Here is a 14,163-nt window from a genome sequence, read left to right as displayed (position 1 = left end):
GTGGGTCATTTATGATCCACCATTATCATTACCGGGAAATGGTCGCTTGGCTCCTTAGCCTCGTATTTGTCCGAACCCTTAACCTTAGCCCTGTAGGTGTCTGTCAATATTCCGTACCGCTTCACTGTAAAATCCCCGGTTACAAAAATATGGTCGATACGGCCTGTGGTTTTATCGTTAGCGTCAAAATCATTAAAAGTACCATTGGTAGCATATTTTATGGGCGATAACTCGTAGCTGTCTTTTAAAACTCCCGAATTGTTAATTACGGCATAGCTATCCGATGTTTGATCAACATTAAAATCGCCTGATAATATAGTTGGCGAACTACCACCGAATTCTTTCACCTTTTTCAGTACCAGCTTAGCACTTTCGCGGCGGGCAACAACGCCTATATGATCCATATGGAGGTTAAAGTAATAAAACTTATAGCCTGTTTTTATCTCCTGGAAATATCCCCATGAGCAGATTCTTGGCAGTGCTGCATCCCAGCCTTTGTTGGGCTTATCAGTAACCGGGGCCATCCAGAAATCGCCATGTTTCAGCAGTTTAAATTTATCCTTTTTATAAAAGATAGCTGAAAACTCACCAGCCGTTTTACCGTCATCACGACCAATACCGGTGTAGGCATACTGGGGCATAGCCTGCTTTAAGCCATTGAGCTGGTGTACCAATCCTTCCTGTGTGCCAAAGATATCCCAGTCATGAAACCTGATAAGTTGTGTTATAACCGGCAGGCGCTGTTTCCAGCCATTGCCGCGTACCGAATCATCGTTGGTACTGTTGTCGTTACGTAAATTATAGGTTGCAATAATAAGCTGATGCTGTGCATAGCTTGCCGATACAGATAGCATAACTAACAGCAAAAAAGAAAATAGTTTTTTCATAAATAGAAATTTAGGTAAAGTTGACTAAGGCAAATAAACAAAAGTAAAGGCAAATGTTAAATAATATAAGAAGCCTCGCCTCAGCCACTGAACTTCTACCCAAACACTACTGTCTTGTTCTTATACACAAACACCCTATCTTCAAATACCAGCTTCAGGGCTTTGGCCAATACGGCGGTTTCAACTTCCTGGCCGGCCTTTACCATATCTGTCCAGCTATAAGAGTGGTTTACCGGCACTATCTGCTGGGCTATGATCGGGCCTTCATCCAATTCATTTGATACATAGTGTGCCGTTGCCCCTATCAATTTCACGCCCCGCTCAAAAGCCTGTTTATAGGGGTTGGCGCCTATAAATGCCGGCAAAAATGAATGATGGATATTAATGATCTTCATCGGAAATTCAGCAACAAACCGGGGCGAGAGGATTCGCATAAATTTAGCCAGTACCACGTAATCGGGCGCATACTGTTTAATGGCAGCAATTATCTGTTCCTCAAATTGCGCTTTATCTACCTGCTCATGGCTGATATGATAAAAAGGAATATCAAAGCGTTCGCAAATATTCTGGAGTTTAGCATGATTGGCTATAACACATTGTACACTTGCCCCCAGGGTATTAAAATGATTGCGGATCAGGATATCACTCAGGCAATGATACTCTTTAGTAGCCAATACAACAACTTTCTTTACCGGCTCCGGATTTACAGCGATGTAGGCCCCTTCGGGCAATATTTTTCGTAATGAATCTTCAAGACCGGTATCGTCTCCATCTTCAATTTCCAGACGCGTAAAAAACACATTTTCGTTATGATCAACATGCTCACGCATGGAAACTATATTAAGCAGATGTTTGGCTAATGTTGCAGATATAGCTGCCACAAGGCCCACCTTGTCTTTACACTGTATTACAATAATCATGCTTTAATGATACAAAGAATTTTGTTGAATATGCAACACGTATTCCTCTAAATTATTTTACAATCTATTGTAGCAAAGCTAAGTGGTGTATCGTAACGTATCCTATAAACCCACAATTATGAAAAATTTCCTGTTAGTAGCTTCAGCAATTTTATTATGTAGTATCACCGCCTGCAATAAAGGCAACCTGCCTGGCCCGGGCAGCAGCAGTATAGTTGGCAAATGGCGCTGGGTAAAATCAGTTGGTGGCATTGGCGGCTTTACCATTACACCGCAAAGCAGTGGCTATTCTATTCGTAACGAATTTCATGCAGACAGCAGTTTCAAAAGGTTCAAAAATGATTCATTGCAGATCGGCGGCAATTTCCGTACTATCAAGGATTATAAATACAGTCCTACCCAAACAGTGGATATATTATCGATATCAGGCCCCGCGCTTGATACACGCCCGGTTTCCTACCTTATCAGGAACGATAGCCTTTACCTGTACGATATCTATATAGCAGATGGATATAATGATGTGTACGTGCGGACGAAATAAATAGCGGTCATTCACGGCTTCGTTTGTAAAGAACCCAGACTTACGAAGTTTTAAAAACTTCGTAAGTCTCAGCCTGCTATGCTGTTCACCCGCATAATCCAATAAATTATTGAATACATTATTTATTATTATGCCCTACCCTCATCATATCCCGTACGGCCTTTGCTAATGAAACCTTCTCATCACTATTTAATTCCTTTTTCTTTTCGCCGTCATTAAACCGGTAAGTAATGTGACCATTATAATCGCTCTCGGCAGTTATTTCAAAGTCGTCGTTTTTATATTTCACCTCACCATTTGGTGAGATGCGGCTGATGCCAGAACTATCCGCCGTAAAAAATACATGCCCACGGTATTCAATCCGCCTTTCTTTGCCATTAGCATTTTCAACAATAACGGTATGTCTTCCACCTATATGGCAGGCATCTAACAGTGCTATCACACCTATGACAACCAATACGTAACCTAATTTTTTCATGTTGTTATTTTTAATGATGATTATTTAATTGATGTTGTTCTTTGTTTTAAGAAGTTTTATCAAACAACTACCCAATGACATAAACCAAACCGACCAGCCCAGGTGGGCAAACCTTTGAATAAGCCCGGTATAATTGTTTTGAATAGTAGCCGACGGAATAAAGCGGATGAAGATGAGCAGCATAATACACAGGCTCAATAGTGATAGTTTTCTGATTTGCCTGAACTCTTCTCCCCTCCATAAAATAACAGCCAGCAAAGCCCCCACATACAGCAACAAAAACACCGGCCCTGAAGCCGAATGCAGCGGATTGCCCGAATGAAAGATAGCTGCCCAGCCAAACATGATCGGGAAACCTATCACCCCAAAAACCGGCAAAATGTTAAGCTGCAACTGGTTGCATGCTATGAACAAGCCTGCCATAAAAAATACACTGAGCACCGTGGTAAGCATAGTAAAAGTTTCCATCAGCGTTTCTGATTTGGTACCGATAGCGCCCAGTTCGCTGATCGTATTGCTGATATGATTGTAATTACCGTGCACAAAACCACAAATAATGGTTGAAAACCAAAATACAATGGGAATAATAATACCTGTGTATAACAGCGGCTTCGTATCCATTTTTAATAATGCTTTAATTGTTTTTCCCTTCGATTAAAACAAAGTTAATATTAAACATGGTACTATACAATACATAGTACTATATTTTTTATAATTATTTTTTGGAGAAATTAGATCGACCAGATTATGGGAGTAATATTTTTCAAAAAACAGCATGTACCTACATACATACAAATAAAAAATACCTAAATTTGAATAAAACCTTTTACCGGTTAACTTATTTCAATATGGATTTTTTAAAAGCGATTTACGACCACATTACAGGATTTTTCGGCCTTGGCGGGTTATATGATATCATTAAGTCGGGGGATTATGGCAAGCTGCTCACTTATGATGGTATTACGGCCCTATTAGGTCCTATGCTGCCTGTATTGCTGGTATTTGAGATCATCAGGGGTGCTTTTTATAAAAAATTTAAGGTGATCCATTATAAGATCTCCTTTTGGACATACGTGTTAAATGCTTTTATAGGCAGTGTGCTCTCTATTGCTATGGTGGGATTTTGTATCGGCTTCTTTTCGAAGTTTGCCATTTTTAAAACCACGTTTACCTGGTACTGGTTTATTTACGGTTATATTGTATGGGAGTTTGCCCATTTCTGGTATCACTATCTCGCGCATAAAGTCAGGATCTTGTGGTGCCTGCACTCAACCCATCATGCGCCCGAAAGCATGAACCTCTCGGTTACTTTCGCCCATTTTTTTCTCGAAGCTCCTTATGCCGATCTGATTCGTACCAGTATTTGCATCCTGTTGGGTGTAAACCCGCCAATGCTGTTCGTAATCATGTTTATAGATGGTTTCTGGGGATCAATGATTCACATTGGTGAAAACCTTGTTGAAGATGGACGCCTTGGCTTCCTGAACAAAATAGTGCTCACACCATCGCATCACAGGGTGCACCATGCCCGTAATCCATTATATATGGATACCAATTTTTGTAACCTACTGCCTATATGGGACAAGGTTTTCGGCACCTTCCAAAATGAAGACCGAAAGATCCCAATTGAATACGGCATCAGTCGCCCGATGATTAAAAACAGCTTTTTGGATGCTTATTTTGGCGAGATCATAGCATTGGCTAAAGATGTAAGCAAAGCACCGGGTATAAAAAACAAATTCCTGTACATTATAATGCCTCCCGGATGGAGCCATACCGGCGATCATAAAATGACAACAGTGGTAAAAAAGGCTTATTTTGAGTCGCTTGGGGAGGATAAAGACGAGCAGGAGAAGAAGGCCATTAAGCAAGAAAAAAAGGAAGAAGTGGTCTAACTAATTAAATCATGTCATTCGAGTAACCATCAGGGAAATCCTGAAAAAAATCGTAATGACGTGCAAGATGTTTTTTAGAGATGGTGCGCTGGGCTGCGTTAGGGATGGGAGCGGGTACCGGCCTGTGGCTAATGCCTGTGCAGTATGAGCGTACAGCCCGGGCCGCAGGCAACGCCCATATTATAAAACTCACTCAAAAAACACACCTAATAATCAACAACTTACAATCGCGTCATTATAAGCAATAGCGTGGCAACCGCACGGAAGCATATCCGTCCTGCATAGCATGCGATTGCTTCGTTCCTCAATGACATATAGTTATTCCCGCATCAATTCTCCAGCACCGCCCTTCGGCAGTACTTACTCCGGTAATCCTGCGGGGTTAATCCTGTTATCCGTTTAAAGATCTTTCTGAATGTTTTTAAATCGTTATACCCAACTTTATACATCAGCTCACTGATATTGAAATTAGTTTTCTCCAACCCTTTCTTTACCGATTCGATCTTTACTTTTTGCAGGTATTCCATCGGCGTATTTTGCGTAGCGCTTTTAAACCGCCGAATGAAATTACGCTTACTCATATTGGTTTGCCCCGCAATCTCCTCTACCGAAATAGGCAGATGATAATTATTTTCGATAAACAATTGTGAACGCATAATTTCCTGGTCTTCATGCTGGTGCTGCCCTTCAAATACCTTAAAATGCGCCTGACTGGTACGGTCAATATCCAGCGAAAACATTTTACTGGCCCAAATGCCGGTATCCCTGCCACAATACTTTTCAATGAGGTATAGTACCAGGTTCATACTTGAAAAAGCTCCGCCACTGGTATATGTACCGTCTTTATCGGTTGTCACCATATCTGGTAAAATTTCCACTTTGGGGTAACGCCGTTTCATATCATCAACAGCAACCCAATGGGTGGTACAGGGTTTACCGTTAAGCACGCCAGCTTCGGCCAAAAAGTAGCTGCCAAAGCAAAGGCTCGCTACTTCGGCGCCTTTATCGTACATATTTCTTATAAAATCTATCAGGTTTTTGTTTTTACGCATCACCAAATCGGGCGGACCATAAAATGCAGGAGCTATTACCAGGTCGATATTATTGATCTCATCAATGGTTTTAAAACCGGTAAACTGTGCAGGAAAATAAAGCAGGTTATTGTTTATTTTTTCGCCTACAAGCATTACGCTAAAAGCTTCGGCTTTGCCGCTTTCTACTAAAAAACGGTTAGTATGCCTCACCATATCCAACACGCCCGATATGGTTGAAAGATTGATGTCTTCGTGAATAAGCAGCGCTATTTCTTTCATTTGTTATAATTCAGGTTATTACAAATATATAAAAGCACCAGGCACAAAAACATGCAATAAGCCTCAAAAAACGTTAATCGGCGTTAAAAAGCTATCACTTAACCAGTTTAAAATTAAGCGTTTAAACATCAACTCAAGATCTCGGCTATTTCTTCAAAGCCTTTTTCGCGGGCCAGATCGGCAGGGAGTTTGCCGCCTTCCATTCGGGTAAAAACTTCAGCACCGCTTTCCAACAGTAAAATGATCAGCTCCAGGTTGCCGTTTTGCGCGGCCGAATGCAGTGGCGTGGCACCGGCTTGCTGCACCACATTCACTTTGGCACCGTTTTCAATCAGCATCCGGGCTATATCGGTATAATTTCCCGCCGCCGCCGAATGAATGGGAAACACGTTAAAACCATTATTTGATTGCAAATTAACACTTGCGCCTTTCAACACCAGGTAACGTGCTACATCAAACTGCCCGAAATAGCATGCAAGCCCAAGCGCTGTAAAGCCATCATCAGCATAATCATCAAGCGAGTTAGGGTTGATACCAACCAGGTGTGCAACAGCATCAAATTTACCGGCAGCAGCAGCTTCAAATAAGCTGATATCGCTCACATAATTTAACAATAAGTTAGTAACCTCAGGCTTTTTATAATAGCACGAAAGCATAAGCGGCGATACCTTAAGGCTTGTTTTTTGGGTAGCCAGGGCGGGATCACGGCCAAGCAGGGTATTAATGCTATCTAAATCGGCCGATGCAATGTATTCTTCCAGTCTTTCTATGCTCATTACTTAATTAAGTAAAGCGTTTACTTACGCGGGCGTTATATTTACTTTGTTAAATGTACGTTTTATACTGCGGGTAAATGTTGTTTTTCAATTATACTAAAAAATTAAAAATGTTACCAATAAGTTATATAATCTGTTAACTTTATATTCATTCGGCCTGTAATTTTTGGCGGGCTAATGAATCTTATATAAAATATTTACCGGTGATAACTGCAAAGTTTACATAGGTGAAATTTTACGTAAGTTTGCACATAAACGTTTGTTACATCAGGATGCCGGCAAAAGGAAATCAGTTTAGATCAAATAATTTCAAGGGAGAAAATCAGCCACGCCAAACCGGCAGGGCCGAACAGGAACGGGCGAAAGGCAGGAAATTACCTAAACTGCCCAGTTTTGACTTTGACTATGAAAACAGCAAGGCCGTAAAAATAGCAGGTTTGTTTTCGCTGTTATTATCTATTTTTTTCCTTATCGCTTTTACATCATACCTGTTTACATGGCAGGAAGATCAAAGCTATATTTCCAAAACAAACGGAGGCTGGCACAACCTGTCTACAGGCACCACAGTTCATGAAATTGCCGACCTGAGCGATCCAACCATCAGGGCGCAAAACTGGCTGGGCAAGTTTGGCGCATTATTATCAAACCAGTTTATTTACGAGTGGTTTGGCATTGCCTCATTCATATTTGTTTTTGTGTTTTTTGTTGTAGGATACCGCCTGCTTTTTAAAGCGAGATTATTTTCTATCCGTAAAACCCTGGCTTATTCCTTATTTAGCATTGTTTTTATTTCTGTAGCAATAGCTTATTTTCACTCATTTATAATTGATTATCCGCACTATTTTGAAGGTGGTTTTGGTTTTTGGACCAACCGTTTACTCGCTGCACAAATAGGCGAAGCCGGTACCGGCGGCCTGCTGGTGTTTTTAGCACTTACCGTTTTGGTAATAGCTTACAATATCGACTTTAAAATCCCCCAGCGTAAAAAACGTACAGTTGCGGCTATGGAAGTTGCTGAGATAGCACCTGAACCGGTTGAACTGATAGACGAAGAGCCATCTACTCCTCTTGAATGGCCGCGGGGCAATAACAAGATCCGCGAGACCCATGTAAGCAGTATCATGCCCGAGCCAATGGTTCAGGAGCCTTTTAGACCGGATCCTTTACGGCAACCGCCTATGGAGCAAATGCCCGAATATCATGAACCGGTGGTTTTACGCCCTGAAAATACAATTAAACACGAACCGGAAGAGGAAGAAGAAATTCCACTTACCATTGATACCAACAGGCCCCTGCCCGAACTAAGCGTTGAGCAGGCTGATGAAGCAAAACAGGATGACCTGTTAAGCAAATTTGGCGTTTATGACCATAAACTTGATCTGGCCTCGTACAAATTACCACATATAGAGTTACTGGAAAACCATGGTTCAAACAAGATCTCTGTTAATGCCGAAGAGCTGGAAGCCAATAAAAACAAAATTGTTGAAACGCTGAACCACTATAATATCGAGATCGATAAGATTAAGGCCACCATCGGCCCGACAGTTACCCTGTATGAGATCATTCCTGCTCCCGGTGTGAGGATCAGCAAGATCAAAAACCTGGAGGATGATATCGCACTAAGCTTAGCAGCCTTGGGAATCCGTATCATTGCGCCTATGCCGGGCAAGGGTACCATCGGTATTGAAGTGCCTAACCAGAACCCTGAAATGGTTTCGATGCGCTCTATCCTATCGACAGAAAAATACCAGAATACTACCATGGACCTGCCTATCGCTTTAGGCAAAACCATATCAAACGAGGTATTTATTGCCGATTTGGCCAAGATGCCGCACTTACTCGTTGCCGGTGCTACCGGCCAGGGTAAATCGGTTGGTATTAATGCCATATTGGTATCCCTGTTATACAAAAAACACCCTGCCGAGCTTAAGTTTGTATTGGTCGATCCTAAAAAGGTGGAACTTACACTCTTCCGTAAGATAGAAAGGCACTTTTTGGCTAAACTGCCTGATGACGGCGATGCCATTATCACCGATACTAAGAAGGTAGTAAACACCCTCAATTCGCTTTGTATTGAGATGGACCAGCGTTATGACCTGCTTAAAGATGCACAGGTACGTAACCTGAAAGAGTATAACGCCAAATTTGTTAACCGCAAAATCAGCGATCCGGAAAAACACCGCTACCTCCCGTTTATAGTTTTGGTGATTGACGAGTTTGCCGATTTGATGATGACCGCCGGTAAAGAGGTAGAAATGCCTATTGCCCGTATCGCGCAGCTGGCCCGTGCGGTGGGAATCCACCTGGTTATTGCCACACAACGTCCTTCAGTGAATATTATTACCGGTACTATTAAAGCCAACTTCCCGTCGAGACTGGCATTCAGGGTGCTCTCCAAAATCGACTCACGTACTATCCTTGATGCCGGTGGGGCCGATCAGCTGATCGGTCGCGGGGACATGTTATTCTCGACCGGCAGCGATTTGATCCGTTTGCAGTGCGCCTTTGTGGATACTCCTGAGGTTGAAGCTATATCTGATTTTATCGGCAACCAAAAAGGTTATCCATCGGCCATGTACCTGCCCGAATATGTGGGTGAAGGTGAAGCCAGCAGCGGAGCCAAAGAATACGATCCTGATGATCGTGACCCGATGTTTGAGGAAGCTGCCCGTTTAATTGTACTGCATCAGCAGGGTTCAACATCGCTTATTCAGCGCAAAATGAAACTGGGTTATAACCGCGCCGGTCGGATTATTGACCAGTTGGAAGCAGCCGGAATTGTAGGCCCGTTTGAAGGCAGCAAAGCCCGCGATGTACTTTATCCCGACGAATACAGCCTTGAACGCTACCTCGAAACACTGCAAAAACCGATTAAAGATTAAACCAAGCAAAATTTAATTACTCTAATCCAATAACTATTAATAATAATAGTTGTTGTTGAATAAAACTGAATGAAAAAGATCATAGCATATACCATTTTAGCAATAAGTACATACAGCACGGCTTTTGCACAGAAAGACAGCCAGGCAAAAGCCATTTTAAACCAGGTAAGCCAAAAATACCGTTCATATGATGTTATTAAAACCGATTTTACTTTTAGCCTGAATAATCAACAGGCTGGTATCAAGGAAACACAAACCGGCACCCTGATATCAAAAGCAAAAACCGGCAAATATCGGGTTACACTCTATAATTCGGCTGCAAAACCCGAGGTTGACAAAGAAATCATGAGCGATGGCAAAAGCCAGTGGACCTATCTTAAAAAAGACAAAGAGGTACAGGTAAGCGACGCAGATAAAGGCGGCGACGGACTAAGCAATCCGGCCCAGATCTTTACCATGTATGAAAAAGGTTTTAAGTACCTGTATACCGGCGAGCAAAAGATAGCCGGCAAAGCATATCAAACTATCGAACTTACTCCGGAGGATGATAAAAAAGCCATTTTTAAAGTAAAGCTGACTATCGATAAAGTAAAAAAACAGATCTATAGCGCTTTACTGTTTGATAAAAACGGCAACAGATACACTTATACTGTGCGTACCTTTACTCCTAACGTACCCGCTCCTGATGCTACTTTTGCCTGGGATACCAAAGGTCACCCCGGTGTTGAATTGGTGGACTTAAGGTAATCTCTTTTAGATATGAGATTTGAGACGTGAGATTTGAGATATTTTAAAGCGGGAGGTTTTACCTTCCGCTTTTTTTATTGTAATTCGCCGCCGCTCGCCGCCTGCCACAGGTGTTGGGAAGATGAAAGGTTCGTAGAAAAACAAAAAAAGCCATGTCATTGCGAGCGCAGCGTGGCAATCTCGTAGCCAATGCCTGTCCGATCTGCATAGCTACGAGATTGCTTCGTCGTTCCTCCTCGCAATGACATGGTCTTTTAAACAATATTCCCAGCGATCTTTCATCTTCCCAACAGCTATGGCCTCCTGGCGGGCAGCGGCAGTTTATCTTGGTAAATTTAGCTCCTTAATCTTCTCTAAGACAACCTCCACCCTTTCCTCAACAGCAGTATCCCCTTCAATAATCAGCAAAGGCGTTTTAAGATTATTCATCCAGTTTTTGTGCGAATGCAGGCTGCGGCTATTGGTAATAAGCTCATCATAACCGCGCGCCCAATCAATAAACTCATTATAAAGCCGGTTTCGCTCTTTATCTGTATAGATAATATCGCCGTAGCGTTCATGTTCCCTTTCCTCCAAACGCCGAATCCTTATAGCCGGTGGAATATATAAAAATACCGACAGGTCAAATTGCCAGTTATTATTCCAATTGATAACCGAGCCGCCAAGGATCCAATTTTCGTTACCTGCTATTTCATTGTTGATCATAGTATTTCTCTCTTCGGGCGGTCGCCGGTTAATAAAGGGAGGATTGGAAGGGAACCAGAAATAATGATCGCTGTCGAAATAGGGATAGCCAAGTTTTTCACTTAAAGCCTGGCCGAGGGTGGTTACTCCTGACCCTGAAGCACCGAAGATGTTGATGCGCATAAATAGATTATTAAAATAGCTCGGCAGGATTAATTGACAGAAATTCCTGCCAGCTTAAACCTTGCTTGCCGATCAGCAATATCTTATTGGGATTAAACTGTTTTTGAAACTCTTTCATCCCCGTTGTTTCTTTATCATTATTGCTCTTCACCTCAAGTGCAATAACTTTACCACGGCGTTCCAGGACAAAATCAACTTCATCATTTCCATTTCGCCAATAATATACTTTAAACCCTTCAGTTAAGGCAAAATTAGTTAAGTGAGCGCCAACTGATGATTCAACTATACGCCCCCAGTCCGCAGGGTTGGCAACAATTTCATTAAACATCTCGTTGCTTTGAGCGCTGATCAACGCAGTATTGTGCACCTGGAATTTGGGGCTCGATGAGCGTTTGCGGATAATATCGGCAGCATATTTTTCAATCCCTCCCAACAAACCTGCTGTATCCAACAGTGTTAAATAATGAGATAGCGTAGTGGTATTTCCCGCATCTAATAGTTGACCCTGAAGTTTTGTGTATGAAAGTATCTGCCCCGAATAAAGACAACCTAATTCAAACAGCCTTTTCATTAAAGCAGGTTTATCAACCCTGGTAAGCATCAAAATATCTTTAGATATACTGGTTTCAATTAATGAATTATTAACATAATTCTTCCAACGCTCTTCATCATCAATTAACGAGGCCGATCCCGGGTAGCCACCAAACCAGGCAAACTGATCTGCGCTCCACCCAAAGGCATCGCGCATTTCGGTAAACGACCAATGGCTGATATAGGTACTTTCAAAACGCCCGGCAAGTGACTCGGTAAGCCCTTGCTGTAGTAACAACCGTGATGAGCCTAATAATATGACCTTAAGATTTCTATCATCGAGCGTATCCTTATCCCATAAACGCTTAACAATTTCGCTCCAGTTACTTATCTTTTGAATTTCGTCTATAATCAGCAAAAATTCCTTTGCATCTTGCTGATCCATTTTTACCCGTACGCTTTCCCACAGTTGATCAACCCAAACTGAGTTAGAGGCTGAGATAGCATCTGCAGACTCAAAAACATATGGCACATCCGTTTTTTTCAATAACTGACCGACAAGCGTAGTTTTCCCTACCTGCCGGGGGCCCATTATTACCTGAATAAAGCGGCGGGATTCCTTAATTCTTTTTATAAAGGATTGGAGATAAGATCTTTCATACATAAAATTAATTTTACTCAATACACTGAGTAAAATTACTCAATGTATTGAGTAATTCAAAGTTGCCATTAATTTTTAATATTGATGCTCTTCCGATAAACACGATTCTGCATAATCTATAATATCCTGCTCTTTCAATTCTTCTAAACGCGCTTTAACTACACTATAATTAACCGAAGCCGGTACATCCATAGCAAAATATTTATTACTCAGGCCCTCCCAGTTGCATCCCAATTCTTCGAATAATTTGCCGATACTCTTGAGGTCGGCAGTATCATTCATTAAAATCACATGAATGGTTGAATTACCGGAATATTCTCTCGTTTCGCGGTAAGTGAGCATTTGTTCATCGGCATCATATTCGGCAAATACAATATCATCCGCTGCAATAATCGGCAGGTAAAAAGGGATATTATCCAAGGCATAAAGACCCTCTTCTTCATTAACCACTTTAGCCCACATGGTTTCTACGGTCATCTCTTCTAAAATAGTGCTATATAACCTGAATAGTATTTTTACATGTTTATCATCAGCCATAAAACAAACTTACTCATTTCCCGCTTTAACCCTCCGCTCCATCACCTCTTTCCAGGTGGTTAAAATAAAGCCTTTTTGCTTTAAATAAGCTTTTAGTCGCGGATCGGTCATGGCCAGCAGGTCGCCTTTTCGTTTCTGACCTTCGTTGCAGATATTTTTAAATTGGGGCGATGGCTGTGTACAATGCATCAGCACCATAGTTAACCCGGGCGAAAAGCGATCAAAATTTTCGATATAATGATCGGTGTACCATTTTTGCAATTCCTTATCTGTAGCTTTTTCAATGTCAGGCATTACCCAATCATAACTTGAGTTATCAAGATCATCCAATACAGGCAAACCACCTTTCCACACCAGTTCGCCAAGGTCCCTCACCTTGTTCAGTTCTGCCGGTTCGGAGATGGTCATGCCCTCGGTGTATTTACCGTCTTTTTTAAGCTGGGCTATTGTAGCGTTTTTTGCTTCAGCACGGTAAAAAAGATCTTCGCCACCGGGTAGCATTACCGGGATCTTCTTTTCAATCCCCAGGTTAATATATTTTTCAAGAAAAGCAGGCTTGGCAAACAAGGTTCCCATATGCGAGTCGAGATGCGTAGGCGTAAAACCCATAGCCAGCGCACGGTCGAGCTGGGCCCTTATTTCTTTGTCGATCTCATCAGGTGTGGCCCGAAAATAAACGGCGACCACTCCCGGCCAGAACGCGCCCTCTTTATCCACCAGGCCAGGAACCGTGGTTTTGCCGGCCAGCGGGCCCCAGCGGTAATTTTGCCATTCGGAGGTGAGGGTTAAATGCAGCCCGGCATCAATACCCGGATGTTGATCCATATAATGTTTAAAATCGGATACCCAGGGACAGGGCATCATTACACTGGTTGATGTTGCAACGCCATCGCCAATGGCTTTCTCCACGCCCTCATTTGATTCGTGCGACATACCCGCATCATCAACATGCAAGATTATTACACGTGCACCTTTTGGCCAGCCAAGCTTTTCGGCATAGGTTTTGGTTTGCTGGGCACAAACGGTTATGCCGAAAACAATACCGGCAACGGTAAGCAGTAAGTTCTTCATCCGGATAATTTTAGGATATAAAAGGTAGTTAAAAATAGAAATTTAATTACCAAATGT

14 protein-coding genes are annotated in these 14,163 nt (G+C 42.1%); 4 read left to right on the top strand and 10 right to left on the bottom strand.

What is annotated here, in order from left to right; translation table 11 throughout:
• Positions 1 to 5: 5 nt before the first annotated feature.
• The gene (locus tag ACEN9X_RS18645) at positions 6 to 887 is read right to left on the bottom strand and encodes an endonuclease/exonuclease/phosphatase family protein (RefSeq protein ID WP_413666550.1); all 882 of its coding nucleotides are present in this window, start codon (positions 885 to 887) and stop codon (positions 6 to 8) included.
• Between the two features lie 95 nt (positions 888 to 982).
• Positions 983 to 1,807, bottom strand: coding sequence for a formyltetrahydrofolate deformylase (gene purU / locus ACEN9X_RS18640; RefSeq protein ID WP_413666549.1), 825 nt, complete (start codon positions 1,805 to 1,807; stop codon positions 983 to 985).
• A 118-nt stretch (positions 1,808 to 1,925) separates the two neighbouring features.
• On the opposite strand from purU, the gene ACEN9X_RS18635 reads away from it, so the two are divergent.
• Complete coding sequence (locus ACEN9X_RS18635) at positions 1,926 to 2,348, top strand: hypothetical protein (protein ID WP_413666548.1); 423 nt, start codon at positions 1,926 to 1,928, stop codon at positions 2,346 to 2,348.
• 118 nt (positions 2,349 to 2,466) lie between these two features.
• On the opposite strand, the gene ACEN9X_RS18630 is transcribed toward ACEN9X_RS18635, so the two are convergent.
• Positions 2,467 to 2,826 carry a hypothetical protein gene (locus ACEN9X_RS18630; protein WP_413666547.1) on the bottom strand — a complete coding sequence of 120 codons (360 nt, stop codon included), beginning with the start codon at positions 2,824 to 2,826 and terminating at the stop codon, positions 2,467 to 2,469.
• Between the two features lie 24 nt (positions 2,827 to 2,850).
• Positions 2,851 to 3,447 (bottom strand): DUF998 domain-containing protein, encoded by a 597-nt coding sequence (locus ACEN9X_RS18625; RefSeq protein ID WP_413666546.1) that lies wholly within the window; start codon positions 3,445 to 3,447, stop codon positions 2,851 to 2,853.
• A gap of 227 nt (positions 3,448 to 3,674) precedes the next feature.
• On the opposite strand from ACEN9X_RS18625, the gene ACEN9X_RS18620 reads away from it, so the two are divergent.
• Entirely contained in the window at positions 3,675 to 4,721 is a 1,047-nt protein-coding gene (locus ACEN9X_RS18620; RefSeq protein ID WP_413666545.1) for a sterol desaturase family protein, read from the top strand.
• A gap of 329 nt (positions 4,722 to 5,050) precedes the next feature.
• On the opposite strand, the gene ACEN9X_RS18615 is transcribed toward ACEN9X_RS18620, so the two are convergent.
• Positions 5,051 to 6,034, bottom strand: coding sequence for a GlxA family transcriptional regulator (locus tag ACEN9X_RS18615; protein WP_413666544.1), 984 nt, complete (start codon positions 6,032 to 6,034; stop codon positions 5,051 to 5,053).
• Positions 6,035 to 6,162: 128 nt separating this feature from the next.
• Positions 6,163 to 6,810, bottom strand: coding sequence for an ankyrin repeat domain-containing protein (locus tag ACEN9X_RS18610; RefSeq protein ID WP_413666543.1), 648 nt, complete (start codon positions 6,808 to 6,810; stop codon positions 6,163 to 6,165).
• Between the two features lie 272 nt (positions 6,811 to 7,082).
• Between ACEN9X_RS18610 and ACEN9X_RS18605 the strand changes: the two genes are divergently transcribed.
• Both ACEN9X_RS18605 and ACEN9X_RS18600 read left to right on the top strand, forming a co-directional pair.
• A complete protein-coding gene (locus tag ACEN9X_RS18605) occupies positions 7,083 to 9,692 on the top strand; it encodes a DNA translocase FtsK 4TM domain-containing protein (RefSeq protein ID WP_413666542.1) in 2,610 nt (869 codons plus the stop codon).
• A gap of 69 nt (positions 9,693 to 9,761) precedes the next feature.
• Positions 9,762 to 10,439 (top strand): LolA family protein, encoded by a 678-nt coding sequence (locus ACEN9X_RS18600; protein WP_413666541.1) that lies wholly within the window; start codon positions 9,762 to 9,764, stop codon positions 10,437 to 10,439.
• A gap of 321 nt (positions 10,440 to 10,760) precedes the next feature.
• On the opposite strand, the gene ACEN9X_RS18595 is transcribed toward ACEN9X_RS18600, so the two are convergent.
• The 4 genes from ACEN9X_RS18595 to ACEN9X_RS18580 form a co-directional block, all read right to left on the bottom strand.
• Entirely contained in the window at positions 10,761 to 11,306 is a 546-nt protein-coding gene (locus ACEN9X_RS18595) for an AAA family ATPase (protein ID WP_413666540.1), read from the bottom strand.
• Positions 11,307 to 11,316: 10 nt separating this feature from the next.
• Complete coding sequence (locus tag ACEN9X_RS18590; protein WP_413666539.1) at positions 11,317 to 12,501, bottom strand: ATP-binding protein; 1,185 nt, start codon at positions 12,499 to 12,501, stop codon at positions 11,317 to 11,319.
• A gap of 72 nt (positions 12,502 to 12,573) precedes the next feature.
• Positions 12,574 to 13,035: a DUF4265 domain-containing protein gene (locus ACEN9X_RS18585; RefSeq protein WP_413666538.1), complete on the bottom strand. Its 462-nt coding sequence runs from the start codon at positions 13,033 to 13,035 to the stop codon at positions 12,574 to 12,576.
• A gap of 9 nt (positions 13,036 to 13,044) precedes the next feature.
• The gene (locus ACEN9X_RS18580) at positions 13,045 to 14,106 is read right to left on the bottom strand and encodes a polysaccharide deacetylase family protein (protein WP_413666537.1); all 1,062 of its coding nucleotides are present in this window, start codon (positions 14,104 to 14,106) and stop codon (positions 13,045 to 13,047) included.
• Positions 14,107 to 14,163 lie beyond the last annotated feature (57 nt).

This window comes from Mucilaginibacter sp. Mucisp86 (assembly GCF_047324315.1).
GTDB lineage: Bacteria > Bacteroidota > Bacteroidia > Sphingobacteriales > Sphingobacteriaceae > Mucilaginibacter.
The sequence above is the reverse complement of the archived record's forward strand: the minus strand, read 5'-3'. Positions and strand labels throughout refer to the sequence as shown.